At 72.3% G+C, this 26,101-nt stretch carries 25 protein-coding genes; 11 read left to right on the forward strand and 14 right to left on the reverse strand.

Annotated elements, in window-relative coordinates:
* Nucleotides 1-200: 200 nt before the first annotated feature.
* From ACIBG4_RS41450 to ACIBG4_RS41460, 3 genes are all read right to left on the reverse strand, one after another.
* Complete coding sequence (locus ACIBG4_RS41450) at nucleotides 201-2,426, reverse strand: [protein-PII] uridylyltransferase (RefSeq protein ID WP_397208042.1); 2,226 nt, start codon at nucleotides 2,424-2,426, stop codon at nucleotides 201-203.
* Between the two features lie 117 nt (nucleotides 2,427-2,543).
* Nucleotides 2,544-2,882, reverse strand: a complete 339-nt coding sequence (locus ACIBG4_RS41455; RefSeq protein WP_355447436.1) for a P-II family nitrogen regulator — start codon at nucleotides 2,880-2,882, stop codon at nucleotides 2,544-2,546.
* Entirely contained in the window at nucleotides 2,879-4,192 is a 1,314-nt protein-coding gene (locus ACIBG4_RS41460) for an ammonium transporter (protein WP_397208045.1), read from the reverse strand. The genes ACIBG4_RS41455 and ACIBG4_RS41460 overlap by 4 nt, the downstream gene beginning before the upstream one ends.
* 198 nt (nucleotides 4,193-4,390) lie before the next feature.
* Here ACIBG4_RS41460 and ACIBG4_RS41465 point away from each other — a divergent pair, with 198 nt between their 5' ends.
* Nucleotides 4,391-5,317 (forward strand): ABC transporter substrate-binding protein, encoded by a 927-nt coding sequence (locus ACIBG4_RS41465; RefSeq protein WP_397208047.1) that lies wholly within the window; start codon nucleotides 4,391-4,393, stop codon nucleotides 5,315-5,317.
* Nucleotides 5,318-5,369: 52 nt separating this feature from the next.
* Here ACIBG4_RS41465 and ACIBG4_RS41470 read toward each other — a convergent pair whose 3' ends face one another.
* Nucleotides 5,370-6,011 carry a CGNR zinc finger domain-containing protein gene (locus ACIBG4_RS41470; RefSeq protein ID WP_397208049.1) on the reverse strand — a complete coding sequence of 214 codons (642 nt, stop codon included), beginning with the start codon at nucleotides 6,009-6,011 and terminating at the stop codon, nucleotides 5,370-5,372.
* A 61-nt stretch (nucleotides 6,012-6,072) separates the two neighbouring features.
* Between ACIBG4_RS41470 and ACIBG4_RS41475 the strand changes: the two genes are divergently transcribed.
* Nucleotides 6,073-6,444: a nuclear transport factor 2 family protein gene (locus tag ACIBG4_RS41475; protein WP_397208051.1), complete on the forward strand. Its 372-nt coding sequence runs from the start codon at nucleotides 6,073-6,075 to the stop codon at nucleotides 6,442-6,444.
* A 7-nt stretch (nucleotides 6,445-6,451) separates the two neighbouring features.
* Here the strand turns inward: ACIBG4_RS41475 and ACIBG4_RS41480 are convergent, their stop codons facing one another.
* Nucleotides 6,452-7,267 (reverse strand): alpha/beta fold hydrolase, encoded by an 816-nt coding sequence (locus tag ACIBG4_RS41480; RefSeq protein WP_397208053.1) that lies wholly within the window; start codon nucleotides 7,265-7,267, stop codon nucleotides 6,452-6,454.
* A gap of 78 nt (nucleotides 7,268-7,345) precedes the next feature.
* Here ACIBG4_RS41480 and ACIBG4_RS41485 point away from each other — a divergent pair, with 78 nt between their 5' ends.
* The gene (locus tag ACIBG4_RS41485) at nucleotides 7,346-7,930 is read left to right on the forward strand and encodes a TetR/AcrR family transcriptional regulator (RefSeq protein WP_397208055.1); all 585 of its coding nucleotides are present in this window, start codon (nucleotides 7,346-7,348) and stop codon (nucleotides 7,928-7,930) included.
* Nucleotides 7,931-7,975: 45 nt separating this feature from the next.
* Here ACIBG4_RS41485 and ACIBG4_RS41490 read toward each other — a convergent pair whose 3' ends face one another.
* The 5 genes from ACIBG4_RS41490 to ACIBG4_RS41510 all read right to left on the reverse strand — a co-directional run bounded on the left by ACIBG4_RS41490 (nucleotide 7,976) and on the right by ACIBG4_RS41510 (nucleotide 13,472).
* Nucleotides 7,976-8,917, reverse strand: coding sequence for an RNA polymerase sigma factor RpoD/SigA (locus ACIBG4_RS41490; RefSeq protein ID WP_397208057.1), 942 nt, complete (start codon nucleotides 8,915-8,917; stop codon nucleotides 7,976-7,978).
* 66 nt (nucleotides 8,918-8,983) lie between these two features.
* Nucleotides 8,984-10,168: an imidazolonepropionase gene (gene hutI / locus ACIBG4_RS41495; protein WP_397208059.1), complete on the reverse strand. Its 1,185-nt coding sequence runs from the start codon at nucleotides 10,166-10,168 to the stop codon at nucleotides 8,984-8,986.
* 43 nt (nucleotides 10,169-10,211) lie between these two features.
* A complete protein-coding gene (locus ACIBG4_RS41500) occupies nucleotides 10,212-11,552 on the reverse strand; it encodes a formimidoylglutamate deiminase (RefSeq protein WP_397208061.1) in 1,341 nt (446 codons plus the stop codon).
* Nucleotides 11,543-12,739 (reverse strand): allantoate amidohydrolase, encoded by a 1,197-nt coding sequence (locus tag ACIBG4_RS41505; RefSeq protein ID WP_397208063.1) that lies wholly within the window; start codon nucleotides 12,737-12,739, stop codon nucleotides 11,543-11,545. Before ACIBG4_RS41505 ends, ACIBG4_RS41500 begins: the two co-directional genes overlap by 10 nt.
* 46 nt (nucleotides 12,740-12,785) lie before the next feature.
* Nucleotides 12,786-13,472: an SDR family oxidoreductase gene (locus ACIBG4_RS41510; RefSeq protein WP_310710671.1), complete on the reverse strand. Its 687-nt coding sequence runs from the start codon at nucleotides 13,470-13,472 to the stop codon at nucleotides 12,786-12,788.
* Nucleotides 13,473-13,525: 53 nt separating this feature from the next.
* Between ACIBG4_RS41510 and ACIBG4_RS41515 the strand changes: the two genes are divergently transcribed.
* Genes ACIBG4_RS41515 through ACIBG4_RS41525 form a run of 3 tightly spaced genes read left to right on the forward strand, consistent with a single transcriptional unit; the run spans nucleotide 13,526 to nucleotide 15,791 of the window.
* Nucleotides 13,526-14,080 carry a PadR family transcriptional regulator gene (locus tag ACIBG4_RS41515; protein WP_397208065.1) on the forward strand — a complete coding sequence of 185 codons (555 nt, stop codon included), beginning with the start codon at nucleotides 13,526-13,528 and terminating at the stop codon, nucleotides 14,078-14,080.
* Between the two features lie 11 nt (nucleotides 14,081-14,091).
* A complete protein-coding gene (locus ACIBG4_RS41520) occupies nucleotides 14,092-15,048 on the forward strand; it encodes an ATP-binding cassette domain-containing protein (protein ID WP_397208067.1) in 957 nt (318 codons plus the stop codon).
* On the forward strand, nucleotides 15,045-15,791 hold the full coding sequence (locus ACIBG4_RS41525; RefSeq protein WP_397208069.1) for an ABC transporter permease: 747 nt from the start codon (nucleotides 15,045-15,047) through the stop codon (nucleotides 15,789-15,791). Before ACIBG4_RS41520 ends, ACIBG4_RS41525 begins: the two co-directional genes overlap by 4 nt.
* Nucleotides 15,792-15,800: 9 nt before the next feature.
* Here the strand turns inward: ACIBG4_RS41525 and ACIBG4_RS41530 are convergent, their stop codons facing one another.
* The 3 genes from ACIBG4_RS41530 to ACIBG4_RS41540 form a co-directional block, all read right to left on the reverse strand.
* Nucleotides 15,801-16,631, reverse strand: coding sequence for a MurR/RpiR family transcriptional regulator (locus ACIBG4_RS41530; protein WP_310710667.1), 831 nt, complete (start codon nucleotides 16,629-16,631; stop codon nucleotides 15,801-15,803).
* 107 nt (nucleotides 16,632-16,738) lie between these two features.
* The gene (gene hutU, locus ACIBG4_RS41535; protein ID WP_397208072.1) at nucleotides 16,739-18,388 is read right to left on the reverse strand and encodes a urocanate hydratase; all 1,650 of its coding nucleotides are present in this window, start codon (nucleotides 18,386-18,388) and stop codon (nucleotides 16,739-16,741) included.
* 102 nt (nucleotides 18,389-18,490) lie between these two features.
* Nucleotides 18,491-20,212 (reverse strand): ABC transporter ATP-binding protein, encoded by a 1,722-nt coding sequence (locus ACIBG4_RS41540; protein ID WP_397208074.1) that lies wholly within the window; start codon nucleotides 20,210-20,212, stop codon nucleotides 18,491-18,493.
* Between the two features lie 239 nt (nucleotides 20,213-20,451).
* Between ACIBG4_RS41540 and ACIBG4_RS41545 the strand changes: the two genes are divergently transcribed.
* Nucleotides 20,452-21,033: a PadR family transcriptional regulator gene (locus tag ACIBG4_RS41545; protein ID WP_397208076.1), complete on the forward strand. Its 582-nt coding sequence runs from the start codon at nucleotides 20,452-20,454 to the stop codon at nucleotides 21,031-21,033.
* 169 nt (nucleotides 21,034-21,202) lie between these two features.
* Nucleotides 21,203-22,018, forward strand: a complete 816-nt coding sequence (locus ACIBG4_RS41550) for an SGNH/GDSL hydrolase family protein (RefSeq protein ID WP_397208078.1) — start codon at nucleotides 21,203-21,205, stop codon at nucleotides 22,016-22,018.
* Nucleotides 22,019-22,631: 613 nt separating this feature from the next.
* Here ACIBG4_RS41550 and ACIBG4_RS41555 read toward each other — a convergent pair.
* Nucleotides 22,632-23,156, reverse strand: coding sequence for a hypothetical protein (locus ACIBG4_RS41555; protein WP_397208080.1), 525 nt, complete (start codon nucleotides 23,154-23,156; stop codon nucleotides 22,632-22,634).
* A gap of 187 nt (nucleotides 23,157-23,343) precedes the next feature.
* On the opposite strand from ACIBG4_RS41555, the gene ACIBG4_RS41560 reads away from it, so the two are divergent.
* From ACIBG4_RS41560 to ACIBG4_RS41570, 3 genes are all read left to right on the forward strand, one after another.
* A complete protein-coding gene (locus ACIBG4_RS41560; protein ID WP_355453745.1) occupies nucleotides 23,344-23,928 on the forward strand; it encodes an RNA polymerase sigma factor in 585 nt (194 codons plus the stop codon).
* Nucleotides 23,928-24,986, forward strand: coding sequence for a CU044_5270 family protein (locus ACIBG4_RS41565; RefSeq protein WP_397208082.1), 1,059 nt, complete (start codon nucleotides 23,928-23,930; stop codon nucleotides 24,984-24,986). The genes ACIBG4_RS41560 and ACIBG4_RS41565 overlap by 1 nt, the downstream gene beginning before the upstream one ends.
* Nucleotides 24,987-25,084: 98 nt before the next feature.
* Nucleotides 25,085-25,966: a hypothetical protein gene (locus ACIBG4_RS41570; RefSeq protein ID WP_397208084.1), complete on the forward strand. Its 882-nt coding sequence runs from the start codon at nucleotides 25,085-25,087 to the stop codon at nucleotides 25,964-25,966.
* Nucleotides 25,967-26,101 lie beyond the last annotated feature (135 nt).

Raw genomic sequence — 26,101 nt, forward strand, 5'->3', positions numbered from 1 at the left:
GGCGATGGGGATCGCCCCTCGCGGCCCCGCCCGGCGGCCTGGCCGCTGTCGGAGTTCCCCGTAGTCACTGCTTCCGCAACCCCTCAATCAATCCCGCGCTCCACGGGCCGTAGGACGTCCACAAGGTATCCGCAGCATGGGACTACCTACGCAAATCGGATGCAATCGTTACATATGTGACCAGTCCCGTCGTGAGTGGTTCAGCGCAGTGCCGCCAGCACCAGATCGCGGACCTGGCCCCGCTGCGCGTCGTCACTGAGGGGACGTCCGGCGCGATCGACCACGTAGAAGACGTCCACCGCCTCCGCGCCGAGAGTCTCCACGCGAGCCGCTCTCACGTCAAGACCGCACTCACCGAACGCCCGTCCGATGCGCCACAGGAGTCCCGGCCTGTCATGGGCCCTGACTTCCACCACCGTGGCGGTCGCCGAGGCGTCGTCCACCAAGGTCACACGGGGTGGCGCGACCGGAACGCGAGAGGGCCTCACGTACCGGCTCCGGCGGGCCAGCCGTTGCTCGATGTCAAGACGGCCGGCAAGGACGAGGCGGAGGTCGGCTTCCAGCGTGGCGGGGTCCGGGGGTGAGCCGTACTCGGGGACCACGGAGAACTCGATCACCGCGGTGGATCCCGCGGAGGCCGAGGCGGCCGAGCGGACGATCAGCCGATGGGCGGCCAGCACCCCGGCCGCGTTCCACAACAGGCCGATGCGATCGGGGGCGACGACCGTGACCGCGCCGCCGTTGACGCGGACCGCTCCGCCGCCGTGCCGGGCCAGGGCGGCCTGCTCCGGGGACAGGGTGGGCGCCTTGGGCGGCGGCGAGCCCGACAGGACCGACCGGACGCGGCGCACGAGATCGGCGACCAGACCGGCCTTCCAGGCATTCCAGGCCGCCGGGCCGGTGGCGTGGCCGTCGGCCACCGCGAGCGCCGCCAGCAGGTCCAGCACCTCCCGCGTGCCGACCGTGCCCGCGACCTTCTCGATCGTCACGGGGTCGTCGAGATCGCGCCGCGTCGCCGTCTCCGGCAGCAGGAGGTGGTGGCGCACCACGGTGGCCAGGATCTCCACGTCCGCCGGCGGCAGGCCGATGTGGGCGGCGATGTCGCGCACCACGACCTCACCCGTCGCCGAGTGGTCGCCGGGCCAGCCCTTGCCGATGTCGTGCAGCAGCGCCGCGATCAGCAGCAGGTCGGGGCGGGACACCTCACGGGTGTGGCCGGCGGCGTTCGCGGCGGCCTCGATGAGGTGCCGGTCGACGGTGAAGCGGTGGATCGGGTTGCGCTGGGGGCGGTGGCGCACGCGCTCCCAGTCAGGAAGCATCTTGACAAGGATGCCCGCCTGGTCGAGCTCCTCCCACACGGGCACGGCGGCGCGGCCCGCGCCGAGGATCGACACCAGCGCGTCGCGGGCCTCGTCCGGCCAGGGGACCGGCAGCGGAGGGGACTGAGCTGCGAGGACGGACACCGTCGCGGGCGCCAGCGGCAGCCCGGAGTCGGCCGCCGCGGCGGCGGCGCGCAGCACCAGCAGGGGGTCCTTGCGGGGGTCGGCGCCCCTGGCCAGCACCACCTCGCCGCCGTGCTCGACCACGCCGTCGGCCAGCGGACGCCGGCCGCGCGGCGCCGGCCCTGACACCAGCCTGTCAACCGTGCGCCAGGTCACGTCGAACGCGTGGGAGATCGTCCGGCCCGCCTCCGCGAGCCGCCGCATCAGCGCCTCCGCGTCGAGCAGGCCGAGCAGCCCGGCGACGGCCTCCTGCTCCTGCAGGACGAGCCGGTCGGCGCCCCGGGCGGTGACGACGTGCAGCGCGTGCCGCACGTCCAGGATGAACTCGTACGCCTCGCGGGCCCGCGGACCGGGGGCCGAGGCCACCCAGGCCGCGGCCACGGCCTGCATGGCCTGGAGGTCGCGCAGCCCGCCGCGGCCGTCCTTGAGGTCGGGCTCCAGCAGGAAGGCGACCTCGCCGCTGACCTGCGCCCGCTTGTCGGCCGCCTCACGCAGCTCGCCGAGCCTGCGCCGGGAGTCGGCCCGCCACTCGGCCAGCACCGACTCCCTGACCTTCCTGGTCAGCTCCGGGTCACCGGCCACGTGCCGGGCCTGGATGAGGCCGAGGACCGCCTTCAGGTCGTCCCTGGCCACCGCCACGGCCTCGTCCACGGTCCGTACCGAGTGGTCGAGGCCTATGCCGGAGTCCCAGATCGGGTACCAGATGCGGTCCGCCACCCTGCCGACGTCGCCCCGGCCGCCGTGCAGCAGCACCAGGTCGAGGTCGCTGCCCGGAGCCAGCTCGCCGCGCCCCAGGCTGCCGACGGCGACCAGGGAGACGTTGTCGCCGTCGCTCGCCGTTCGGAAGAGGTCCTTCAGCCAGCGGTCGGTGTCCGCGGCCCGCTCCTTGCGGGCCGCGGCGTACGAGCGAGCTTCTCCCCTCAAGACGTCCCCTCGCCGGGCTCCGTCCGGACGCCCTCGTCTCGCTGCCGATCCATCTGCCATGCCTCGCCGATCCGGCGCGGACGCCGTCGTCCACGCCGGATGGTCCTCCGCCCGTGCCTAGAGGGCGTCCAGGCCGCGCTCGCCGGTGCGGACGCGGATGACCGTGTCCACGGGCACCGACCAGACCTTGCCGTCGCCGATCTTCCCGGTCTGCGCCGCCTTGACGATGACGTCGATCACGTCCTCGGCGTCGTCCTCGTCCGCCAGCACCTCCAGGCGGACCTTGGGCACCAGGTCGACCTGGTACTCGGCGCCCCGGTAGACCTCGGTGTGGCCGCGCTGCCGGCCGTAGCCGCTGGCCTCGCTGACTGTCATGCCCTTGATGCCGAACTGCTCCAGGGCGGCCTTCACGTCATCGAGCTTGAAGGGCTTGATGACCGCGGTGATGAGTCTCATGCGTCCACCTTCTTAGGCGCCGGGCTGACGGCGGGCCCGCTGGGGGATGCCACGCCGGAGGCGTGGACGGTGCCGAGGTCGTAGCCGGTCTCGGCGTGGGTGGTGATGTCGATGCCGGTGACCTCCTGGTCCTCCGGCACCCGGAAGCCCATCACCTTGTCGATGATCTTGCCGAGCACCCAGGTGACGACGAAGGAGTAGCCGCCGATAGCGACCGGGCCGAGCACCTGGAGGCCGAGCTGGGTCAGGCCGCCGCCGTAGAACAGGCCCTTGTTCTGCTGCTCAAGGAAGGGGTAGGCGGCCAGGAAGCCCAGGGAGACGGCGCCGATGACGCCGCCCACCAGGTGGACGCCGACCACGTCGAGCGAGTCGTCGTAGTTGAGCTTGTACTTCAGGCCGACGGCGTAGGCGCAGACCGCGCCGGCGATCAGGCCGATGAGCAGCGCGGCCCACGGGTCGACGAAGCCACAGGCGGGCGTGATGGCCACCAGGCCGGCGACCGCGCCGGAGGCGACGCCGAGGCTGGTGGCGTGGCCGTCGCGCATCTTCTCCACGACGAGCCAGGCGCCGGCCGCGACGGCGGTGGCGATCTGCGTGTTCATGAACGCCAGGCCGGCCGTGCCGTCCACCGCGAGCTCGGAGCCGGCGTTGAAGCCGAACCAGCCGAACCACAGCAGACCGGCGCCGAGCAGGACCAGCGTCAGGTTGTGCGGGCGCATGGGCTCCTTGCGCCAGCCCTTGCGCCTGCCGAGGACCAGGGCGAGGGCCAGGGCCGCCGCTCCGGCGTTGATGTGGACGACCGTGCCGCCGGCGAAGTCCTCGATGCCGAGGGTGTTCAGCCAGCCGGTGCCCCAGACCCAGTGGGCGACGGGGAAGTACACGATCGTGGCCCAGACGAAGCTGAACAGCACCCAGGCGCCGAACTTCGCGCGGTCCGCGATCGCGCCGCTGATCAGGGCGACCGTGATGATGGCGAACGTCAGCTGGAAGGCCGAGAAGACCAGGCTGGGCATGCCCGTGCCGTCGGTCTTGGTCGCCGTGTTGACGAGGCTCTGCAGGCCGACGTGGTCGAGGCCGCCGACGAACTGGTTCAGCCACGACATCGAATTGTCGCTGAACGCCAGCGAGTGCCCGTAGAGCACCCAGGCGATCGTCACTGTGATGATGGCGACGAACGACATCATCATCATGTTCAGGACACTCTTGGCCCTGGTCATGCCCCCGTAGAAGAACGCGAGGCCCGGAGTCATCAGCAGCACCAACGCGGTGGCCGTGAGCATCCAGGCAGTCGTGCCGCTGTCGATCTTCACGACGCGACCCTCCTTACATATGACGTGTGGCCACAGCGTGTTCGTCCGGAGTTTCGTGGCTCGACCAGGTGTGTTTCACGTTCGTGAATCTCGCCACACTGGTGTTTCGAGGGTGTTTCGGCCTTTTCACACCCGGCATTTGGGGCGCGGTGACCACTACACTTAGGTTTGCCTTACCTAAACGATCAAGGAATGCCCATGCGTCTCCGCCTGGCCGCCGCGGCCTTGCTCCCCCTTCTCGCCCTCGCCGCCTGCGGCACCTCCACGGCGCCGCAGGAGGCCGGCCCGACCCGAACCGTCAAGCACGCCATGGGCGAGACCAAGGTGCCCGCGGAGCCCAGGCGGGTCGTGGTGCTCGACACCGACAAGCTCGACACGATGGTGTCGCTCGGCCTTGCGCCGGTGGGCGCGGCGCAGGCCGCCGAGAACCAGGCGTGGCCGAAGTACCTCGGGTCGGCGCTGTCGGCCACCAAGCCGGTCGGCACGCTCCAGCAGCTCAACCTCGAAGCGATCATGGCGCTGAAGCCGGACCTGATCCTGGGCTCCAAGTTCCGCCAGGCCGCCTTCTACGACAAGCTGAGCAAGATCGCGCCCACGGTGTTCACGGAGAAGGTGGGCGTCACCTGGAAGCAGAACTTCCTGCTCGACGCCGAGGCGCTGGGCAAGAAGGAGAAGGCCGCCGAGCTGCTGTCGGCCTACGAGGCCCGGGCCCGGCAGGTGGGCGCCAAGTTCACCTCGCTGAAGGTGAGCATCGTCCGCTTCATGCCGACGGAGATCCGCATGTACGGCCCGGAGTCGTTCAGCGGCATCGTCGTCGGGGACGCGGGCATCCCCCGGCCCGAGGCGCAGATGCTGGCGAGCCAGGCCGACAAGCGCTTCGGCAAGCTCAGCCAGGAGAACATCGCCCAGGCCGACGCCGACGCCGTCTTCTACAGCGCGTACGGCGACGCGGCCGCCAAGAGCCAGGCGGCGGTGACGGGCGGCCCGCTGTGGAAGAACCTCGCGGCCGTCAAGGCGGGACACGCCTACAACGTGGACGACGAGATCTGGATGCTCGGCATCGGCGTCACGGCGGCCGGCAGGATCCTCGACGACCTCGACCGCTACCTGACCCCCCTGGCCTGAGCGCTTGTCCCGGCCCGCCTCGGCGGCGCTTCAGCCCGCGCGGCCGGTGGGCCTATGAGCGCCGCGTGCGGAGCTTCTGGCGGTTGCCGCAGCGGCTCATCGAGCACCAGCGGCGGGCGCCGGGACGCGAGGTGTCGAGGAAGATCAGGTGGCAGTTGTCCCCCGCGCACATCCGCACCCGCCCGGCCCGGGGGCCGCTGAACAGCTCGATCGCGTCGCGGGCCACCGCCGACAGGAACTGCGGCCCCGTCACGGGGTAGGCCCACCCCCTTTCCAGGTTCCCCCCGATCACCGGGGCGGGTGGCGGCGCCGCGGCCGCCTCGTTCAGCACCTTAAGGTCGTCCCCCGCCTTCCCCGCCACCTCGTCGTACGGGTCCTCGATCGGGGGCGGGACGCCGGGGAGGCCCTCGGCGCCGGCGGCCCGTACGGCCAGCCGCCAGATCGCGGCCCGCAGCCGCCTGGCCACCGGCAGGTCGCCGGGCCCCGCCAGCACCGGCCCCTCGATCCTGAGCCGCGTCCGGGCGATCCACGCCGCCAGATCGCCGGGCTCGCGCAACTGCTCCCACGGCTCCACCGCCCCGCTGAGCAGGAACTCCAGGCAGAGCGTGCCCGCGTCGAACCGGAACCGCTGCCCGTCACCGCCCGTCAGCGTCATCCCGCCCGCGCTCGCTGCCGTCCCGCTTGCGCCATCCACTCCAGCACTGTAACACTGACACCGGTCAAACCGGTGTACCCCCGACCCGAGGAGATGCCCCATGCAAGAGCTGATCGCCCTGACCGAGAAGGCGTGGGAGGCGAACAGGAACGGCGACGCCGCCTTCTACGACCGTTTCCTCACCGCCGACGTGGTGAGCGTCTCCCCCTGGGGCGTGGTGACCGATCGCGACGCCACGCTCAAGGGGTTCGCCGAGAACCGGAACCCGTACACCCGCACCGACCAGTCCGACCACAAGGTCGTGATGCTCACCGAGGACAGTGCGGTCCACACGAGCACGGTCGAGATCGACATGCTCGTGGGCGGCACCACCGAGCGGACGATGCGCGTCTACGCGACGACGGCGCTGGTGCGCACGGACGGCGAGTGGAAGGCGGCCTTCTTCCAGATCACCCCCGCGCCCGAGCGCTGAGCGGCGCTCACCCCTCCGACTCCCAGAACGCGCGCAGATGGGGGACGAGCTCGGCGGCCCGCTCCTCGGGGAAGAACAACCGGCCGCCCTCGATCTCGACCACCTTGCGCACGCCGGGGATCGTGTCGCGCAGCCACCGCGCCCACTTCACGTCGAAGAAGACGTCCCCGGTCCCCCACACCACGAGCGCGGGCACGGCCAGGACGGTCAGCAGCGGCTCGATGGCGATCATGTCCTTGGCGTCGACCGAGGTCAGCATCCGCTCGAACGCCTCGCCCCCTCCGGGCTTGGACAGGATCGGCCGCAGGTACGCCTCGACGACCGCCGCCGGGTCCTCGACCTGCTCGTAGCTCACGCCGTACGCGGTGACCGAGAGCAGGTCGGGCCGGCCGAGGAGCGTCTCGACGAGCGGCACGAGCTCGCCGCGCGCGGCCAGCTCGACCGTGGGCACGAACGCCGGGGGCGGCGTGTCCTCGTGGACGTCGCAGTTGGTCAGGGTGAGCGTACGGAGCCGTTCGGGGTGCCGGACGGCGAGGATCTGGGCGACGGCGCCGCCCGTGTCGTTGGCGACCAGGTCGACCTCGCCGAGCTCCAGCTCCGCGCAGAACTCCTCGATCGCCTCCGCGAGCGCCGGCAGCGACAGGTCCTCGCGGATCTCGCTGCCGCCGTGCACGGGCAGGTCCGGCGCCACGCAGCGGCGCTCGCCGCGCAGCTCGGCGATGACGTTGCGCCACAGGTGCGAGCCGGTCCCCACGCCGTGCAGGAACAGCGTCACGGGCCCGTCGCCCTCGTCCACGTAGGTCAGCCCAGCGGCCTTGGCCATGGTGTCCTCCACTCTAGACATACCGACTGTCGGTCTGGAAAATAACCGACCAAGAGTCGGTATGTCTAGAGTGGAGGGATGAATCTCAGGGCAGAGCGCGGCGCCGCCACGCGCGAACGGGTCGTCGCCATCGCCCGCCGCCTGTTCGCCGAGCACGGCTACGAGGGCACCTCGATCGAGGCCGTGCTGCACGAGTCGGGCCTGAGCCGGGGCGCGCTCTACCACCACTACGCGGGCAAGGACGCGCTGTTCGAGGCGGTCCTGGAGGCCGTGGAGGCGGAGGTGGGCCGGGCGATCATCGCGTCGGTGCGGGGCGTCGACGATCCACGGCAGGCCCTGGTGACGGGGTGCCTGGAGTGGGTGCGGCTGGCGGGCGACCCGGTCGTGCGACGCATCGTGCTGATCGACGCGCCCTCGGTGCTGGGCTGGGAGCGCTGGCGGGCCATGGAGGAGCGCTACGCGTTCGGCATGCTGAAGGCGGCCCTGCAGGCGACGAAGGCGGTCCCGGAGGAGTTCGCCGACCTGCACGCGCACATGCTGCTGGCGGCCATCAACGAGAGCGCGCTGCTGGTGGCGCGCGACGGCGACCCCGAGGCGGCACAGGCGGCCGAGACGGCCGTCGAAAACTTCCTCCACCGGGTCCTCGGCCCCGCCACTGCCTGAGGACGCCCGGAGCGCGCCGGTCGGCGCGCTCCGTGAAGGGATGCGTCAGGCGGCGGCGGTGGCCATGCGGCGCAGGCGGGCCAGCGCGTCGCGCTCGATGCGGCGGGCGCGGTCGCGGCCGATACCGTAGCGCTCACCCACCTCCGTCAGCGTGTGCTCGCGCCCGTCGACCAGCCCGTAGCGCCAGCGCAGCATGTCGCGCGTGTCGCCCTCCAGGCCGGTCAGCCACTCGTCGAGCCGCTCGCGCTCCAGGATGTCGATGGCCTGCTGCTCGGGGTCGGCCCACGTCTCGTCGGCGATCATGTCGCCGAGCTCGGTCTCGTCCTCGTCGCCCACCCCGAGCTGCAGCGACACCGGGTCGGAGGCCCAGCGGCGCAGCTCGCGCACCCGCTCGATCGGCAGCTCCAGAATGTTGGCGAGGTCGTCGTCGGTCGGCTCGACGTCGAACTCGGCGAGCAGGTCGCGCCGCACCCGCATCAGCCGGGTCATCTGCTCACCGGCGTGCGTGGGCAGCCGCACCGGCCGCGCCTGCTCGTGGATGGCCCGCCCCACCGACTGCCGGATCCACCACGTGGCGTACGTCGAGAACTTGTAGCCCCGCTTGTAGTCGAACTTCTCCACCGCCCGGACCAGCCCCAGGTTGCCCTCCTGGACCAGGTCGATCAGTGGCATGCCCCGTCCCGAGTACTTCCGCGCCACCGCGACCACGAGCCGCAGGTTGGCCTGGATGAACTCGTCCTTCGCCCGCCGGCCGGACACCGCCAGCCGCTCCAGCTCCTCGTCCGCCGCGTCCCCGATCCGCGGCTCCGAGCCCCCTCTGTCGAGCAGTTGCTCGGCGAAGAGTCCCGCCTCGATGCGCTTGGCGAGCTCCACCTCTTCCTCCGCCGTGAGCAGCGGGACCCGGCCGATCTCGGCCAGATAGGTCCCCAGCAGATCGCGCTCGGCGACGTGCTGCTCCTGCGTGCGACTCCCCGTAGGCCTTGCCATCCCCAGGCACCTCGTTCCGCAGCTGCGTGTATAAACCGCCAACGTCCGGCGAGATGCAAAGATTCCCTAAAGGGATACGACCAGCGGACGGTTCTGCGGGTCCTCCTCAAGGAGGAGACCGGCCTGGAACACCTGGTGAACGAGGGGGACGCCGGGCCGGTAGGCGAGGTGTACGTACGAGGGAGCGTCGAGGACGACGAGGTCGGCCCGCGCTCCGGGACGGATCCAGCCTACGTCCGCGCGGCGCAGGGCGCGCGCCCCGCCGTACGTCGCGGCGCGCACCGCCTCCAGCGGCGTCATCCCCATCTCCCGCACGGCGAGCGCCACGCAGAACGGCATGGAGGAGGTGAACGACGAGCCGGGGTTGCAGTCGGTGGCCAGCGCGACGCTCACCCCGGCGTCGAGGAGCCGCCGGGCGTCGGGGTACGGCGAGCGGGTGGAGAACTCGGCCCCGGGCAGCAGCGTCGCCACCGTGCCGGAGGAGGCGAGCGCGTCCACGTCCTCGTCGGTGAGGTGCGTGCAGTGGTCGGCCGAGGCGGCGCCCAGCTCGCAGGCGATCCGCACGCCCGGGCCGGGGCCAAGCTGCCCGGCGTGGACCCGGGCCTGGAGCCCGGCCGCGATCCCGGCGCGCAGGATCTCCCGCGTCTGGTCGCCGTCGAAGGCTCCCCGGTCGCAGAAGACGTCCACCCACTTCGCGTACGGCGCGCAGGCCGCCAGCATCTCCCCGGTGACCAGCCGCACGTAGTCGTCGGCCGACGTCCCGGCCGGCACCACGTGCGCCCCGAGGAACGTCGTCTCGTCGGTCAGCGCGGTCGCGATCTCCAGCGAGCGCCGCTCGTCCTCGACGCTCAGCCCGTAGCCGCTCTTGATCTCGACCGTGGTCGTGCCCTGCGCCAGCATCTCGGCCACCAGGGCGGCGGCGTGGGTGGCCAACTCGGCGTCGCCGGCGTTCCGGGTGGCCTCGACCGTGGTCCTGATGCCGCCCGCGGCGTACGGGCGGCCCGACATGCGCGCCTCGAACTCGGCGGTCCGGTCGCCGGCGAAGACCAGGTGCGCGTGGCTGTCGACGAACCCGGGGACGACGCACCGGCCGCCGGCGTCGAAACGCCGGTCGGCCTCGGGCGCGCGGGCCGCGGGGCCGACCCAGACGACGCGGCCGTCCTCGGCGACGAGCGCCGCGTCCTCGATCTCCTCGCGTTCGGGGTCGGCCGTGTAGAGCAGCCCGATCCCGTCGATCAGCGTCGTGGTCATGGTGTGCCTCCCCTGGCGGCCCCGCGGGGGGCGGCTCTCGTCTTCACGGTCGTTCCGTCGCCCGGCCGATCGCGCGGGCCAGCATCGCGCCCACGTCGCCCAGCACGTGCCGGCCCTCGCTCACCACGCGGCGGCCTCCTGAGATCACCGAGTGCACGTCGGCCGCCGTCGCCGCGTACACGACGGCCTCCACCGCGGCCTCCCCGCCCGCGCCGGCCGTGCGGACCGAGTCGAGGCGCACCGACACCAGGTCGGCCCACGCGCCCGGGACGAGCATCCCCGCGTCGGGGAACCCGAGTGAGGTGTGGCCCGTGCCGGTGGCGGCGGTCAGCAGCTCGTCGGCCCGCCAGTGACCGCGCCGGTGGGTGGCGAGCCGCTCGTCCAGCTCCACCGCCCGCGCCTCCTCGAACAGGTCGATCACGGCGTGGCTGTCGGAGCCGAGCGTGATCGGCGAGCCGCGCTCGCACAGGGCGCGGGCGGGGCCGATGCCGTCGGCGAGGTCGCGCTCGGTGGTGGGGCACATGCAGACGTGGGTGCCGGAGCGGCCGAGCAGCTCGACGTCCACCTCGGTCAGGTGGGTGGCGTGGACGGCGGTGGAGCGCGGCCCGAGCGCGCCGTGCTCGTGCAGGATCCGCACGGGGGTGGCGGCGTACATCTCGACGCACGCCGCGTTCTCGGCGGGCTGCTCGGAGACGTGGGCGTGCAGCGGGACGGCACGCCGGTGGGAGAACTCGGCGACCACCGGCACGTGCTCCGGCGGCACCGCGCGCACGGAGTGGACGGCGACGCCGATCTCCACGTCGGGACGCCCCGCGTAGGCGGCGGCCAGGGCCTCGGCCCGGACCGCCCACCGCTCGGAGTCGCCGTCGCCGAAGCGGATCTGCGCCCCGGCCAGCGGCGCGCCGAAACCGCCTGTCAGATAGCAGGCGTCGAGCAGCGCGATCCGCAGCCCGGCCTCGCGGGCCGCCTGGACCAGCGCGTGACCCATGATGTTGGGCTCGTCGTACGGCCGCCCGTCCGGCCCGTGGTGCAGGTAGTGGAACTCCCCGACGCAGGTGATCCCGGCCAGCGCCATCTCGGCGTAGACGGCGCGGGCTAGGTCGAGGTAGGACTCGGGGTCGAGGCGGGCCGCCACCTGGTACATCTGGTCGCGCCAGGTCCAGAAGTCGCCCGTGCCTGTCTGGGTGGCGCCGCGCAGCGCCCGGTGGAAGGCGTGGGAGTGGGCGTTGGCCAGGCCCGGGATGGTGAGACCGGCGAGCCGCTCGGCGCCTCCGGGCTCTCCGCGGGTGACCCGGGCGATGCGGTCGCCCTCGATCTCGACGAGCACGCCGTCGGTGACGCCTTCGGGCAGCCAGGCGCGCTCGCACCAGTACGTCAGCGGCACAGGTCCTCCAGGACGCTCGCGAGCGCGGTCACCCCAGCCTGGCAGTCGGCGGGGTCCGCGTGCTCCTCGGGCGAGTGGGACACGCCGGTGGGGTTGCGGACGAACAGCATCGCGGTCGGCACCCCCGCCGCGGCCAGGATGCCGGCGTCGTGCCCGGCCCCCGTCGGAAGCACCGGCACCGACGGCCCCTCCGCGCCGGCGTGGCCGGCGAGGGCGTGGCCGGCGACGGCGGCCAGGCGGTCGCGCAGGCGCGTGTCGAAGTCCACGACCGGGGTCCACGACTCCTCCCGGGCCGCCACGCCCGCCTGCTCGGCCAGCTCCGCCACCAGGGCGCGCACGGCCGGCTCCTCCGCTCCGCGCGCGTCGAGCCAGGCCGACACCAGCCCGGGGACGGCGTTGGTGTTGCCCGGCGAGATCCGGGCCCGGCCCACGGTCGCGACGACGCCGTGCCGGCCGGCCGCCTCCCGTGCGGCGAGCACCATGCGGGCGAACGGCAGCATCGGGTCGTCGCGGTCCTCCAGCCGGGTGGTGCCCGCGTGGTCGGCCCGGCCGCGGAAGTCGAAGCGCCACCGGCCGTGGGGCCAGATCGCACTGGCCACCCCCACCGGGCTGTCCGTGCCGGCCAGCCCGCGGCCCTGCTCGACGTGGAGCTCCACGAACGTGCCGACCGTGGCGAGGGTCTCGTCGTCCTTGCCCAGGTCTCCGGGCCGGCGGCCGGCCCGGGTGAGGACGTCCGCGAGCGTGTCGCCGGAGTCGTCGGTGAGCCCGAGCGCCCGGTCCGGCGCGAGCACCCCGGTCAGCAGCCGCGACCCGACGCAGGGCACGCCGAACCGGGCGCCCTCCTCGTCGGTGAAGCAGGCGACGCCCAGCGGCCTGGCGGGCCGTACACCGCGCTCTCGCAGCAGGTCGAGCGCGGCGAAGGCGGAGACCACGCCGAGCGGGCCGTCGAAGGCGCCGCCCTGCCGTACGGAGTCGAGATGGCTGCCCGTGACGACGCCCGGCGCGCGTGACGGGTCGCCCCACCAGGCCCACAGGTTGCCGTTGCGGTCCTCGCGCGTGTCGAGCCCGCGCCGGCCGGCCTCGCCCCGGAACCACGCGCGCAGCTCCAGGTCGGCGGCCGACCAGGCGTCCCTGACATATCCGTTGGTGGCGGGGTCGCGTCCGATGCGCGCGAGGTCGTCAAGCATGGCCCCACTGTAGTGAATGAAGCCATTCAGCGGATCGGGAGGGGGATCAGGTGACGGGCCCGGCGCTCGGGCGCAGCGTGATCTCGGTCAGGTGGGCGTCGGGACCGGCGTTGACGGCGGCCAGCACGGCCCGCGCGACGGTGCCGGCCCGCAGGTAGCGGTCCGTCTCGTACGCGCCGCCCTCCTGCTCGCGCACGCTGCGCTGCATGTCGGTGTCGACGCGGCCCGGGTAGACGGTCGTCACCCGCAGCTCCGGCTCCTCCAGGCGCAGCGCGTCGGCGAAGGCCCGCAGGGCGAACTTGCTGGCCGCGTACGCGCCCCAGTTGGGGTTCGCGCGCTGCCCCGCGCCCGAGTTGACGCAGACGACGTGGCCGCGGGCGGCCCGCAGCGCCGGCAGCAGCAGCCGGGTCAGCTCGGCCACCGCGACGACGTTGAGCTCCATCGTCCGGCGCCAGGCGTCGGCGGGCAGCTCGGCGACGTGGCCGAGCAGGGCGATGCCGGCGCTGTGGACGAGCAGGTCGAGCCGCTGCACGCCCTCGACGTCGGCGGGGCCGACCGCGGTGAGCTCGACGGGCCAGGGCCGCGCGTCGGGCAGCTCGCCGGCCAGTCTGCCGAGTGCCTCGGTGTCGCGGCCGCCGAGCAGGACGTGGTGCGTGGGCGCGAGCGCCCGGGCGACGGCCTCGCCCACGCCCCGGGAGGCGCCGGTGACCAGCGCCGTTGGTCGTTCGGTCATGCGGAGCAGTTTACGACCTTGACAGATGCTCAAATTTGAACACAAACTTGAGCATGTCGACGTCGACCCGCATTCTCATCCTCGGCACGTTGCTCGACGAGCCGATGAACGGTTACCAGGTCCGCAGGCGGCTGGAGGTGATGGGCGCAGAGTCCTGGGCCAACGTGGCATTCGGCTCGATCTACCACGGCCTGGCCAAGATGGCGGAGGAAGGGCTGCTGGAGATCGTGACGGAGCCGGAGAGCACCGGCGGCCGTTCCAAGGGCGCCAAGGCCGTCTACCGGATCACCGAGGCCGGCCGGACGGAGTTCCACCGGCAACTGCTCGTCTCCTGGCACGAGGTCAAGCCGATCATCGACCCGTTCCAGGTGGCGCTGTCGTTCATGGACCGGCTCAGCAAGGAGGAGCTGCTCGACGGCCTGCACAGCAGGATCCAGCAGCTCCGGGCGAACATCACCATGATCGAGCACATCTTCGGCGCCAAGCAGCGCTACGGCGCGCCCCAGCACGTGGACGAGAACCTCCGCCTCACCTCCGCCATGTACGCCGCCCAGCTCGCCTGGGCCGAGAAGGCGATCCCGCAGGTGGAGGCCGACGAACTACCTTGAGGAAACATCAGATGATCATTGACGCGCACGGCTTACGCAAGACCTTCACCACCCGGGGCCGCCGAGGCGCCAGCCGGACCGTCGAGGCCGTCCGCGGCGTCGACCTCGCCGTCGAGACCGGCGAGATCTTCGGCGTCCTCGGCCCCAACGGCGCCGGCAAGACCACCACGATCAGGATGCTCGCCACGCTGATCAGCCCCGACGCCGGCACCGCCACGGTCGCCGGGTTCGACCTGCTCAAGGAGCCCGGCCGGGTGCGCGGCCGGCTCGGCTACGTCAGCCAGGCCGGCGGCGTCGAGGAGACCGCGACACCGCGCGCCCAGATCACGATGGCCGCGCGCATCCACGGGGTCGCCCGCGCCGCCGAGGCGACGGCCGGCGTGCTGGACCGGTTCGACCTCGCCGAGGTGGCCGACCGGCCCGCCCGCACCCTGTCGGGCGGCCAGAAGCGGCGGGTGGCCATCGCGCTCGGCCTCGTCCACAGCCCGCCGCTGCTCTTCCTCGACGAGCCCACCACCGGCCTCGACCCGCAGAACCGGGCCAACCTCTGGGACCGCATCCGCCAGTTGCGCGAGCGCGGCACGAGCGTCCTGCTCAGCACCCACTACCTGGACGAGGCCGACGCGCTCTGCGACCGGCTCGCCATCGTCGACCACGGCCTGATCGTCGCCCACGGCACCCCCGCCGAGCTGAAGCGCGAGGTGTCGGGCGACGTGGTGACGTTGCGGGTGAGCGACCCGGGGCGGGCCGCCGAGGCGCTCAAGCCGTACGCCCGCGAGACCCGCGTGGACGACGACATCCTGCGCGTGTACGTGGACGACGGCGAGCACGCCCTGCCCGCCATGCTGCGCGACCTGGAGGAGCACGGCCTCGGCCTGGCCTCGATCGCGCTCGACCGGTCCACCCTGGACGACGTCTTCCTGGCCAAAACCGGCCGCTCACTCCGGGACACGGGAGCCGCCGCGTGATCCGCCACACCCTGCTCTTCCTGGGTTACGAGCTGCGGAACACCTTCCGCAACCCGATCTGGCCGCTGTTCGGCATCGTCCAGCCGGTCGTGTACCTGCTGCTGTTCGGTCCCCTGGTGGCCGGCTCCGCCCGGCGGTCGACGGCCGCCGCGCTGACCTCCTTCACGCCGGGCATGCTGGTGATCACCGCGCTGTTCGGCGCGATCGGCGTCGGCTACGGCATGATCTACGAGCTGCGCAGCGGCGTGCTGGAGCGCATCGCGGTCAGCCCCGCCTGGCGCCCGTCGATCGTGCTCGGCCGCACCCTGCGCGACGGGGTGGTGCTGGTGGCGCAGTGCGTCGCGGTCATCCTCATCGCCCTCGCCATGGGCATGCGGGCCGACCTGCCCGGCCTGGCCGTCATGGTGGTGCTCATCGCCCTGACCGGGCTGTTCGCCTCCGGCATCGGCTACGGCCTGGCGCTGTCGCTGCGCGACGAGAACGGCATGGCCCAGACCATGCAGTTCTTCGCTCTGCCCGTCATGCTGCTGTCGGGGGCGCTGCTGCCGATGACGCTCGCCCCGGAGTGGATGCGGACGGTGGCCCTGTTCAACCCGATGTACCACCCGGTGGTGGCGGGGCGGGCGCTGTTCGCCGGCCACCTCACCGACCCGTCGGTCCCGCTCGCGTTCGGCATCATGCTCGCGCTGTCGGCGCTCACCATCACCTGGTCCGTACGCTCCCTGCGGGCGATCGCCGGCTGACCGGGATCCCTACGGCAGGTCGCCCTGGACGAACGTCCCGGTCTCGTCGGTCATCCGCTCGTACTCCTCCAGCCGCGCCTGGGTGCGCAGCGGCGCCGCGTCGGCCATGGCCTCCACCAGGGCCATGGCCAGGGCCAGCGGCGCCGCGTGGGAGTCGAACACCAGCCGGTCCCCCACGGGGGCGTCCAGCACGATCTCGGCGGGGACGCCCGGCTTGTCGGTGATGACCGCCGTCCGCAGGCCCAGCTTGTCCGCGTACTCCAGCGCCTGGACCGCCTCCACGGGGTAGCGGGGCAGCAGCACCGCCACCACCCACTCGGCCCCGGCGCGGCGGGCGGCGTGCAGCCCGTCGGCCAGCTCCGAACCGCCGTGGGTCAGCAGCCGCACGTCGGGATGGATGCGGCGCGCGTAGTAGGCGAACGTGGTGGCGAGCCCCGAGGAGACGCGCAGCCCGAGGACGACCAGCGGCTCGGTCGCGGCCAGCGCCTCCCCCGCCTCCTTCAACGGCATCGACGACAGCCGCTCGCGCAGCAGGGTGAGGTTGCGGATCTCGTTGTCGACGGCGCCGCGCAGCAGGCTGCCCTGCGGCGCCTCGGCGGCGCCGCCCATCACCATCGGCCGCAGCGCCTGCCGCAGCTCCGGGTATCCGGCGAACCCCAGCACCATGGCGAACCGGGTCACGGACGGCTGGCTGACCCCGGCCCGCTCGGCCAGCTCCACACTGGACAGGAAGATGGCCTCGTCGAGATGCTCGGACAGGTAGTGGGCGATCCTGCGCTGCACGGGCGACAGTCTCCGGCCGCCCAGCAGCAGCTCCATCGCCCCGTGATATCCACCCACCACGCCACCTCTAACACCACGGGTGCCACATCTTCATCCCAGGTCACCGGATCGGCGGTGCCCGGCGCGGGCGCAGAGCCGTCCGCCCGCCACGCGCCGGGACGCCTTCACGACTCCCGCATCGGGACGCGCACCCCCCGGGCCTGCGCCACCTCGGCCGCCTCCTCGTATCCCGCGTCCACGTGCCGCATCACGCCCGTCCCGGGGTCGTTGGTCAGCACGCGGTTGAGCTTCTCCCCCGCCAGGGCCGTGCCGTCCGCGACCGTGACCTGGCCCGCGTGGATCGAGCGCCCGATGCCGACCCCGCCGCCGTGGTGGATCGACACCCAGGCCGCGCCGGAGGCGGTGTTCAGCATGGCGTTCAGCAGCGGCCAGTCGGCGATGGCGTCCGAGCCGTCCGCCATCGCCTCCGTCTCCCGGTACGGCGAGGCGACCGACCCGCTGTCGAGGTGGTCGCGGCCGATGACGACCGGCGCCTGGAGCTCCCCGGAGGCCACCATGTCGTTGAACCGCTCGCCCGCCAGGTGCCGCTCGCCGTAGCCGAGCCAGCAGATGCGTGCCGGCAGCCCCTGGAAGGCGACCTTCTCCCCGGCGGCGCGGATCCAGCGGGCCAGCGGCTCGTTGTCGGGGAACAGGTCGAGGATGGCGCGGTCGGTGGCGGCGATGTCGGCCGGGTCGCCGCTCAGCGCCGCCCACCGGAACGGCCCCCTGCCCTCGCAGAACAGCGGCCGGATGTAGGCCGGCACGAAGCCCGGGAAGTCGAAGGCCCGCGCGTAGCCGGCCAGCCGCGCCTCGCCCCGGATGGAGTTGCCGTAGTCGAACACCTCGGCCCCGGCGTCCTTGAAGCCGACCATCGCCTCGACGTGCCGGGCCATCGACTCGCGGGCGCGCCGGGTGAAGGCGGCCGGGTCCTTGTCGCGCTCGGCGGCCATGTCGTCGAAGGCCACGCCGAGCGGCAGGTACATGAGCGGGTCGTGCGCCGAGGTCTGGTCGGTGACGATGTCGATCTCGGCGCCGCGGGCCAGCAGCTCGGGGACGGCCTCGGCGGCGTTGGCGACGACCCCGATGGACAGCGGCCGGCGGGCGTCGCGCGCCTCGTAGGCCAGGCGCAGCGCCTCGTCCAGCGACGACGCCCGCACGTCGAGGTAGCGGTGCTCGATGCGGCGCGACACCGAGCGCGGGTCGCAGTCGAGGCAGATGGCGACGCCGCCGTTGAGGGTGACGGCGAGCGGCTGGGCGCCGCCCATGCCGCCGAGGCCCGCCGTGAGCGTGACCGTCCCGGCCAGCGTCCCGCCGAACCTCTTCTCCGCGACCGCGGCGAACGTCTCGTACGTGCCCTGCAGGATGCCCTGGGTGCCGATGTAGATCCAGGAGCCCGCGGTCATCTGCCCGTACATGGTGAGCCCGGCCGCCTCCAGCCGCCGGAACTCCTCCCAGTTCGCCCAGTCGGGCACCAGATTGGAGTTGGCGATGAGGACCCGCGGCGCCCACTCGTGCGTGCGGAACACCCCGACCGGCCGGCCGGACTGGACGAGCAGCGTCTCGTCGCCCTCCAGCGTCGTCAGCGTCCTGACCAGCGCGTCGAACGAGGGCCAGTCACGCGCCGCCCGGCCGGAGCCGCCGTAGACGACCAGCTGCTCGGGATGCTCGGCCACCTCCGGGTCCAGGTTGTTCTGGAGCATCCGGAGGGCGGCCTCCTGCGGCCACCCCTTCGCGGTGAGCGTGGTGCCTCGCGGCGCGCGCACGGTCCGGGTCATACGACCTCCTGAATGAAGGCATTCATATATGTCTCTGGCAGGGTACAACGAGCCGCGTCCAGCGGCTCGTTGCAGGTAGCGGAGTCCGCTACCTGCAACAGGTCAGCTCACCAGGAACTGGGTGGCGGCCAGCTCCCGGTAGAGGTCGTCGTGGCCGACCAGCTCCTCGTGGGTGCCGGACGCCCGTACGCCGCCGCCCTCCATGACGATGATGCGGCCGGCGTTGGTCACGGTCGAGAGCCGGTGCGCGATGACGAGCACGGTCGTCTCGGCGGCGACCTCGGCGATGACCTCGCGCAGCCGCAGCTCGTTGACCGCGTCGAGCTGTGAGGTGGCCTCGTCCAGCAGGAGCAGCCGCGGCCTGCGCAGCAGCGCCCGCGCGATCGCGACCCGCTGCCGCTCGCCGCCGGACAGCAGCACGCCGCGGTGGCCGACGGGCGTCTCCAGCCCCTCGGGCAGCCGGGCCACGAGGTCGTCGAGGCGGGTGCGGGCGATCGCGCTCCACAGCTCGTCCTCGGCGGCGCCGGGGGCGGCGAACAGCAGGTTCTCCCGCAGGGTGCCGGCGAGCACGGGCGCGTCCTGCTCGACATAGCCGAACGCGGCGCGCAGCTCGCCGAGCGGCCAGTCGCGGATGTCCCGCCCGCCGACGAGGATGGTCCCGGCCTGATGGTCGTAGAAGCGTTCGAGCAGGGCGAACACCGTGGACTTGCCGGCCCCCGACGGCCCGACGAGCGCGGTCAGGCCGCCGGCCGGCACCTCGAAGGTCACTCCGTCGTGGACGGCCGGCCGGTCCTCGCCGTACCGGAACGCCACGTCCTCGAACCGCACCCCGACAGGCTCCGCCGCCGCCGGGGCGGCCGCGGGGGGAGCCGGCACGGCGACCGGCTCGGCGGGCAGGTTCTCGATCTCCTTGATGCGCTTCATCGCGGCCAGGCCCTGCTGGAGCTGGACGGCCCCCTCGACGAGCTGCCCGATGGGCGCCACCAGGTAGAACAGGTACAGCAGGAACGCGATCAGCGAGGAGATCTCCAGCGTCCCGGACGCGACCCGGGCGCCGCCCACCCCGAGCACGCTGAGGAACGCGAGTTGCACGGCCATCCACGTGGCCACCCCGGCCAGCGAGGTCCACCCGGCCACCTGAAGCCCTCGGTCGCGGGCGCGCTCGGCGGCGTCACCGACGACCGCGATCTCGCGCTCCTCCGCCCCGCTCGCCTTGACCGTCCGGTACGCCTGCAGCGCCCGGTCGAGTACGGCGCCCATGTCGCCGACGGCGGCCTGCGCCTCCTGCTGGGCCCGCCGGATCTTCGGCATGATCAGGCCCGTCATGCCGCCGACCACGACGATGACGAGCAACGTGACGAGCAGCAGCACCCCGTCCATGGCGGCCATCATGATCACGGCTCCGACGAGCATGAAGACCGAGCCGATGGAGTTCACGATGCCGTTGGTCAGGACGGAGCGCAGGAGCGTCGTGTCGCCGGTCACCCGCGACAGCAGGTCGCCGGGCTTGAGCCGGTCCACGTCGGCCACCCGGAGGCGGAGCATCCGGTCGACGAGCCCGCGCCGGGCGTCGAGCACGATGCCCTCGCCGGTGCGCTCCATGAGGTAGTTGCCCCCGGCCGACACCACGGCGCCGACCACGACGGCCACGGTCAGCCCGATGAGCGGGCCGGCGATCGACCCGCCGCTCCCGAAGGCGTCCACCACGTACTTGGCCAGCAACGGCATGGCGAGCCCCGCCACCGAGCCGACTAGGCCGACTAACGCGCCGATGACAAGGATCTTCCGGTGCGGGCGCACGTAGGCGAGCAGGTCCTTGATCACTACGCCTCCTTTCACGACACATCTCGATTCATCCTGAAGCGCCCAACGAACAGCCGCGGGCGTTCCGCACCCGTCAACCTAAATTGACGACCAAAGTATGTCAACTTTGATTGACGCCTCCTTCCTGAGGAGGAGACCGTCGCCGGTCTCCGAACGCGCCAAGGACCTGGCGTGCCGGCGGCGCCTTCCCTATAGTCATGGCCGTGACTAGTCATCGACATGACCGTCTGCGATAGCCGATGGCATTGCGACACGCCGTCCTGGCGGCGCTGCTCGACGGGGAGTACAGCGGCTACCAGCTCGCCAAGATCTTCGACGTGGGCGTCGCCAACTTCTGGTACGCCGCCCCCCAGCAGCTCTACGGCGAGCTGACCAGGCTGGAGGCCGACGGCCTGGTCAGCGGGCGCGAGGTCGTGCAGCGGGGCCGCCCGAACAAGAGGGTCTTCACGGTCACCGAGGCCGGGATCGGCGAGCTGGCCGCCTTCGCCGCCGCGCCCGGCAAGCCGCTGCTGATCCGCTACGACCTGACCGTCAAGGTCCACGCCGTGGACCGGCTCGACCCGGCCCCCGTGATCGCCCAGCTCCGCGAGCGGGCGGAGGAGGCCGCGGCCAAGCTGGAGCTCTTCGAGCAGACGCTGCGCCACCTGCGGGGCGACACGGCCGAGGAGGAGTTCCTGCGCCACGGCGACCGCGTCGGCCCGTACCTTTCGTGCCTGGCGGGCTGCCGGCTGGAGCGTGAGGTGCGCGACTGGTGCGTGTCCACCGCCCGCGTCCTCACCGAGCGCGCCTCCACCACCGAACACGCCTCCACCGCACCCTGAGAGCACCCCCGCACGACCACCCCCGGACGACCACCCCCCGCAACCATCCAGGCCGCCACCCCACCGACCACCGTCCAGGCCGCCATCCCACCCCCGCGACCACGCCGGCGACCCCCCGCAGGGCCATGAGCCGAGAGGACTCCGCGATGAGCACCGACAGGAAACCCCGATGAGTTATGCGCGTTACGTCGCCCTGGGTGACAGCCAGACCGAGGGCCTGGGCGACGGCGACGACGCCGGCGGCCTGCGCGGCTGGGCCGACCGGCTCGCCGAGGACCTCGCCCGCGAGGAGCCCGGCCTGCTGTACGCGAACCTGGCTGTGCGCGGCCGGTTGGCCGCCCAGATCCGTGACGAGCAGCTCGCCCCCGCCCTGGCGCTCCGGCCCGACCTGGCGACCGTCATGGCGGGCATGAACGACCTGATCCGGCCCCGGTTCGACGCCACCGCCGTGGCGGGCGCGCTGGAGGACATGTTCGCCGCGCTCACCGGCGCGGGCGCGACCGTCGTCACCGTCACCTTCCCGGACTTCGGCAGGCTCGTGCCGCTGGCCCGCCCGCTGCTGCCCCGGGTGATCGACCTGAACGCCCGGATCGTGGCCGCCGCCGCGCGCCACGGCGTCCTGGTGGTGGACTCGTTCGCGCACACGGCGATCACCGACGCGCGGCTGTGGGGCAGCGACCGGCTGCACGCCAATCCGCTCGGCCACGCGCGCATCGCCGCCGCGATGGCGCACGCGCTGGGGCTGCCCGGCAGCGACGACTCGTGGACGGCTCCTCTGCCCGCGCTCCCCCGGCCCACGCCGTGGCGGGCGGCGGGCGCCGAGCTGCGCTGGGTGACGGGGTTCGCGGCGCCCTGGATCCACCGGCGCCTGCGCGGCCGCTCCTCCGGCGACGGCCGCACGGCCAAGCGCCCCGCGCTGCTACCGGTCATCCACACCGAACAGCCGCACACCCGGCCTCCGGCGCATCAGCCTGAGACCGGGTGAGCTTCGGCGGTCAGAGAGATGGGGAACGGAATCCGGCGTTAGCGAGTTCTCCCCGGTCAGTGAACCCCTGCCGTTGCTGTCTTCCGGACGTGGTCAACGCCGGATTCCGTTCCATCGCACAGATGGTCAGCGCTGATAATGATCATGGTGCGGAAGGCAGCCCGGGTCTCGATGGTGAAGGTACGGCGGACGGCTGGAACCGGTCTGGACGATCTGCGGCATGGCGCGTGGTGATGGTGGCGGCAGGAACGGCAGAGGCGAGCCCGGGTGGCGGCCGGTGACAGACGTGGGCTGGTGACTGCGATCGTGCTGGAGCAATTGGGCGCCAACGCGAGCAGTTGCGGACTCTGGAGCCGGCGCGGCGCTGGCCGATGGGCTGGCCACGGGCACGATTGAGGCGACGCTGGCCAAGTCGGACCTCGAGCTTGGCATGGAGACCTCGGCGGAGGCGCTGGCCCGGCAGGCGAACCCGTTCCCGGACGCGTCGCCTAACCCGGTCTATCCGGTCTGCCGCCGCGCGGCCGAGGCGATCCGCCTGCGATAGCTCCGCGTTCAGCCGTTCCCCCGGGCCTTGACGGGTCCGGCCGGTCAGATCGCGGTCTGCTGATCGTGGTCACGGAGCATGCGCAGGACGGTCGCGGCCGAGGGTGACGGCCCCTTTCGCGCCGCTGGTGATGACGAGCCGGGCGGCGATGTCGCGCAGGCTGAGGTTCTGGGCGCGCAGGTGGAGAGCCATGGAGAGCATGTGCTCGTCAGTGACGGCGGCGCCGCCGATGGCCTTGCCGCGGGCGCGGGCGGACTCGTGGCCTTCCAGGGTGCGGTCGCGGATGTAGCCGATCCGCGCGTGCCCGGTCGGCTCGGCGTCGGCCACGGCGGGGCGGGGCAGTCGGAGCCAGGCCATGCCCGGCGCTCGGATGGCCGGGGTGGGGACGTTGAGCGCCTTGGCGAGCGAGGGCACGAGCCGGAAGCGGGCGGTGTGGTACTGGACGGCCACCTTGCCCTTGCCAGTACGGCAGGGCGAGCCGGCAGGGGCGGCGCAGGCGGTCATCGGGCAGGCGTGGACCTCCACACGGAGGAAGTCGTCGTTGTGCACCCCCCTGGGCGGCCAGGAACTCGTGCCGGGGGCGAGGGCGTGCACCCTGATCCATAACCCGTGCGCGGATCACCAACATACTCCCGGCCTGGTTCGCATCCCTGAAGCCGAGACACTGCGTCTGAGCCCGCGCTCACCGGACGGCAGGCGGGCCGTGCCCGGCTGGAAACTGGTGTGAAGAAAACCTGCCGAGCGGCGAACACTGGGCGACAGTTGCCTTCGGAAGGACGCCATGACTGCACCACCTGACGACAGCGATGTGATGGAAGACGTCACCGTGGTCGGGCGGTCGCTGGACAGTCCTGAGCTGTTCGCCCTCCTGTACGACCGGTACTTCACGGAGGTCTACCGATATCTGGCCGCCCGGCTTGGCAGCGAGCAGGCCGAGGATCTGGTCGCTGACGCCTTCCTGCTCGCGTTCAACGGCAGGCGCGGCTTCGACCCGCGGCGGGGCACTGTGCGGTCGTGGTTATTCGGCATCGCCACGAACGTCGTGGCGCGGCACCGCCGCGCGGAGGGCCGCCGCCTGAACGCGCTCAGCAAGGTGGCGGCTGAGGATTCCGTCGTCGGGCACGAGGATCGGGTGACCGCGCGGCTCGCGGCGCAGTCCAGTCGGCCGGAGCTCGTACGGGGGCTGAAGGGCCTGGCGAAGGGCGATCGCGACGTGGTGTTCCTGCTCGTGTTCGGCGGGCTGGGCTACGAGGAGATCGCCACTGCTCTGGATATACCGGTGGGGACCGTCGGGTCCCGGATCAACAGGGCGCGCAAGAAGCTGCGCAAGGCCCTGGGCGACGTCAACCCGATCGGGGAGTGGTGATGGACGAGTTGAAGCTGATCGAGGCCCTGTTCGCGGAGCCCGAGCCCACGGCGGAGGCGGCGGCCAGGGGGCGTGACCGCCTTCTCCGCGTGACCCGCGAGGCAACGGCGTCACGGTTGGACCGTCCACGCCGCGGGTGGCGTACCGCGCTGCCGCTCCGGCGCGTCGCGCTGGTCGGCGCGCTGGCGGTGACGCTCACCGCCGGCATCATCGTCACCCAGGTGAGCCTGGGCGGCTCCGACCCGCGTACCCCCGGGTACCTGATCGCCGCCCCTCCGGCCGACGCCAAGGCGCTGCTCACCCTGGCCGCCCGGGCCGCCGCCGCTCGGCCCGACACGGTGCCGGCTCGCGGCCAGTACGTTCACACCAAGACGCTGGCCCAGCACAGCCTGTACACCAAGGACGGGTCGGGCCGGACGCTCTACACCAAGGTGCTGGTCAGCCAGGAGCGCTGGGAGGCCGCCGACGTGGGCAAGCCCTGGCTGAGCCGCAGCCGGAACCTGTCGGCCACGGGACCGGCGCCCCGCAAATACTGGGACCGCGGCGTCGAGGACATCGTGTCCGAGTCAGGGGCCTGTCCTGGCCAGCCGGCCTACGCGCGGCTGGGCGCTTGGCCGACGGATCCCGCCCAGGTACGCGCGAAGATCGTGGCCGAGGCGGGCGAGGAGCCGCTGCGTATCTGGCGCTCCCTCCAGAGCCTGGTCCGCGAGTCCGTGGTGAGGCCCAGCCTGGGCGCCGCGCTGTACCAGGTCGCCGCTGGGCTGGATGGCATCGTGCTCGTCGGCGACGCCGTGGACGCCGCCGGCCGCCCCGGCCTGGCCGTCGCCATGGACGAGGGCGACGGCACCCGGTCCGAGCTGATCTTCGATCGGAAGACCTACCGCTACCTGGGCGAGCGCACGGTGAACACCAGGGACCGCCAGGTGAAACCGTCCTCCGGCGGCGAGTACACCGAGAAGAAGGACGCGGTGACCGGCACCGCCGTGCTCACCGTCGATCTCGCCTCCAGCTTGCCCGAGGTCTCGCCGAAGGCGTCCCGCATGAAGATCCCCTGCTGAGACTTTTCCCCACCTGATCCGGCCCTTCCGGCCGTGAGTTCTGTTTCGCATGCCCTCAGATCGTTCCGGCATGCCCTCAAAGAAGAAGGAGAACCTTCATGTTCATCGCCAAGGCAGTCGCGGCCACCCTGCTCGCCGGCTCGTTCGGCGGCCTCACCTCGCCGCCGTCGGGGGACGCCGCCGCGTACGAGAAGCAGACGCAACTGGAGGCCAAGCGCGTCGCCTGCATGACGGAGCGGAACCTGGACTACGTGGCCTCCCCGGAGCCTCGGTACACGTGGCAGCCCGGGGAGCAGGAGCGGCTCGCGGGTGACCTGGAGGCGCTGCGGGCGTACCGGGCCAAGTACGGCTTCGGCGTCTGGTCGGCGAACGTCTATCCGAAGGACGAGGTCGCCAACCCCGTTCAGCACGAGAACCCCAACAACAAGATGCTGATGTCGCTCTCGGCCGGTGAGCTGAAGAAGTGGCGCGCCGCCGACGAGTCCTGCTTCTCCCAGGCGGTCAAGGAGGTGCTGGGCAAGACCGTCACCTCCCAGGAGGACTACCACGACCAGCTCGAAGCGGCGGTGCGCAAGTCGTTGAGCGTCCTCGACCAGGACAAGCAGCTCGTCCAGCTGAGCAAGCAGTTCGCCGCGTGCCTGGGCGTCAGCCAGAGCGAGCCGACCGCGCTGGACGGTCTGAGCCACACGAAGATCGTGCGGCAGGCTTCGGACATCGCCAAGAAGGCGTGGAAGGGCGAACTGCCCAAGGCGCCCAAGGGCAAGACCGTCATCTTCCGGCCGAACCTGAAGCCCGCGCAGGCCAGGCCGTACCTGGACGAGGAGATCAAGGCGGCGCTGAAGGACCTGGAGTGCGGTAAGGACTTCTACCCCGCCTACTCCCCCAAGGCCAGGGAGATCACGTCGCGGGTCTACCAGGAGTTCGGCCGGGAGGGCGCGGCCCAGGCGATCCCGTCCCGGATCTACCTCAAGCTCGTCTGACGCAGCGCTCCCAGGGTGCCGCGCGCGCGCGCGCGCGGCACCCCCCCGGCCCCCGCCACCCAGGTGCCCAGCGGACCAGAAGGCACGGCCGAGTCGCGTACCCCGCCAACAACCGAACAGCTCCAAAGGCGGCTA

It is taken from the genome of Nonomuraea sp. NPDC050383 (genome assembly GCF_044459125.1).
Taxonomy (GTDB): Bacteria; Actinomycetota; Actinomycetes; order Streptosporangiales; family Streptosporangiaceae; genus Nonomuraea.

Excerpts from the sequence above, each read along its gene's own strand:
- ACIBG4_RS41510 (WP_310710671.1), bottom strand. The coding sequence starts at position 13,472 with ATGACCGAACGACCAACGGCGCTGGTCACCGGCGCCTCCCGGGGCGTG.
- ACIBG4_RS41550 (WP_397208078.1), top strand. The coding sequence starts at position 21,203 with ATGAGTTATGCGCGTTACGTCGCCCTGGGTGACAGCCAGACCGAGGGC.
- ACIBG4_RS41480 (WP_397208053.1), bottom strand. The coding sequence starts at position 7,267 with ATGGCCAAGGCCGCTGGGCTGACCTACGTGGACGAGGGCGACGGGCCC.
- hutI (WP_397208059.1), bottom strand. The coding sequence starts at position 10,168 with ATGACCACGACGCTGATCGACGGGATCGGGCTGCTCTACACGGCCGAC.
- ACIBG4_RS41475 (WP_397208051.1), top strand. The coding sequence starts at position 6,073 with ATGCAAGAGCTGATCGCCCTGACCGAGAAGGCGTGGGAGGCGAACAGG.
- ACIBG4_RS41565 (WP_397208082.1), top strand. The coding sequence starts at position 23,928 with ATGGACGAGTTGAAGCTGATCGAGGCCCTGTTCGCGGAGCCCGAGCCC.
- ACIBG4_RS41570 (WP_397208084.1), top strand. The coding sequence starts at position 25,085 with ATGTTCATCGCCAAGGCAGTCGCGGCCACCCTGCTCGCCGGCTCGTTC.
- ACIBG4_RS41465 (WP_397208047.1), top strand. The coding sequence starts at position 4,391 with ATGCGTCTCCGCCTGGCCGCCGCGGCCTTGCTCCCCCTTCTCGCCCTC.
- ACIBG4_RS41520 (WP_397208067.1), top strand. The coding sequence starts at position 14,092 with ATGATCATTGACGCGCACGGCTTACGCAAGACCTTCACCACCCGGGGC.
- hutU (WP_397208072.1), bottom strand. The coding sequence starts at position 18,388 with ATGACCCGGACCGTGCGCGCGCCGCGAGGCACCACGCTCACCGCGAAG.
- ACIBG4_RS41490 (WP_397208057.1), bottom strand. The coding sequence starts at position 8,917 with ATGGCAAGGCCTACGGGGAGTCGCACGCAGGAGCAGCACGTCGCCGAG.
- ACIBG4_RS41560 (WP_355453745.1), top strand. The coding sequence starts at position 23,344 with ATGACTGCACCACCTGACGACAGCGATGTGATGGAAGACGTCACCGTG.
- ACIBG4_RS41545 (WP_397208076.1), top strand. The coding sequence starts at position 20,452 with ATGGCATTGCGACACGCCGTCCTGGCGGCGCTGCTCGACGGGGAGTAC.
- ACIBG4_RS41515 (WP_397208065.1), top strand. The coding sequence starts at position 13,526 with ATGTCGACGTCGACCCGCATTCTCATCCTCGGCACGTTGCTCGACGAG.
- ACIBG4_RS41485 (WP_397208055.1), top strand. The coding sequence starts at position 7,346 with ATGAATCTCAGGGCAGAGCGCGGCGCCGCCACGCGCGAACGGGTCGTC.
- ACIBG4_RS41505 (WP_397208063.1), bottom strand. The coding sequence starts at position 12,739 with ATGCTTGACGACCTCGCGCGCATCGGACGCGACCCCGCCACCAACGGA.
- ACIBG4_RS41455 (WP_355447436.1), bottom strand. The coding sequence starts at position 2,882 with ATGAGACTCATCACCGCGGTCATCAAGCCCTTCAAGCTCGATGACGTG.